This is a genomic window from Paenilisteria portnoyi (assembly GCF_014322795.1).
In the GTDB taxonomy this organism is placed as follows: domain Bacteria; phylum Bacillota; class Bacilli; order Lactobacillales; family Listeriaceae; genus Listeria_A; species Listeria_A portnoyi.
The window spans coordinates 1-1,305 of sequence record NZ_JAASTT010000044.1; the positions used below are offsets into that span (position 1 = coordinate 1).

Consider the following 1,305-nt stretch of genomic DNA (forward strand, 5'->3'; position numbering starts at 1 on the left):
TGAACTAATTTCATAACTCCTAAGCCTTGCGGCACAAGAGATTTAAAGCAACAAAAAAGAGGAACCTCCCCATTTTTGATATAATGTTAGGTGCGAGCCAAACAAAATCAAAAAGGAGTGATCCCTCATGGCTATTATACACCAACCAACGTTATTTGACATGGAAACTTTATTAACACTAGAACCAATGAAACGATACAGTGAAATTTTCTCCCCATTACCGCTCGTAAAGATCGTACGGTTATTTGATAAACCTACTCGCATGGGAAGACCTTTGAGCCTCAACTATGAAGCGACGTTCAAAGCGCTTGTGATTCGTTATGTAGAAGGCATTCCAACAATCAAAGCACTTGTAAAGCGTTTAAATGAAGATCTTATGTTTAAGATGAATCTTGGATTTCTATACTCGGAGCGTGTACCATCAGAAGCTTCTTTTTCTCGTTTCACACATGTGTTATCGCAACATGTAGATGTCCTTCAAACAGTAAATCATGTGTTACTGGAACAAATCGATGCCATAAATGGCTTATTTTCAGAGCAATTAGCGATAGATGCGACGCATTTCTCCGCACATGATAAAGCGCATAAAACAGATAACCCAAAGCTACCATCGGTAGCAGAACAATTAACAATGTCATCAGAAGATTTGATGCGAACAATCCCAACTAACCCAACATGGAGCATCAAAAAGAACAGCAAGGGGAAAAATATGTTTTGGTTTGGCTACAAGTTGCATTTAGCTGTTTCAACGACTACCCAATATATCGTGGGCAGTTTACTTTCTGCAGCCTTTGTCTCGGATTCATCTGTTGCAATCCCTCTTTTAAGGCAGGTAACAGCTATTGGTAGTAAACCAAGTTATATGATGATGGACAAAGGTTACGATGTGACCGCAATCTACCACGCTGGCCATCAGTTAAAGATAGAACCAATCATTGATTTTAATCGGCGTCGAGAAATCACCAGTGGAGAAGTGAATGAACACTTTCATCCTACATGTTTTTTAGAATATCCCTACAAATATGATAGTGTAGACAAACGTTATCAAGCGCTGAAGTTTACTAGTCCGCAGGACAAATGCCAAACCTGTCCACTGAGAGATGAAGGTATGTGCCAAAAGGTGATCAAAATAAAGCAAAAAACTAATCTTCGAAAATATGCGGTACCTGCGCGTGGAACTCAGGCTTGGGAAAAGCTTTACAACCTCCGAAGTGCTGTGGAACGAGTAAATGGCTATTTAAAAAATAATTATCAATTATCCAATGTCCGTTTTAATGGTGGCAAAGCCACTGCAACACATGTAAG

Annotated in this window: 1 protein-coding gene; it reads left to right on the forward strand. The window is 39.5% G+C overall.

The window, feature by feature from the left end; translation table 11 throughout:
• Nucleotides 1-127 precede the first annotated feature (127 nt).
• Nucleotides 128-1,305, forward strand: a 1,178-nt coding sequence (locus HCJ66_RS15820; RefSeq protein WP_187134010.1) for a transposase, incomplete at its 3' end; no start/stop codon positions are given.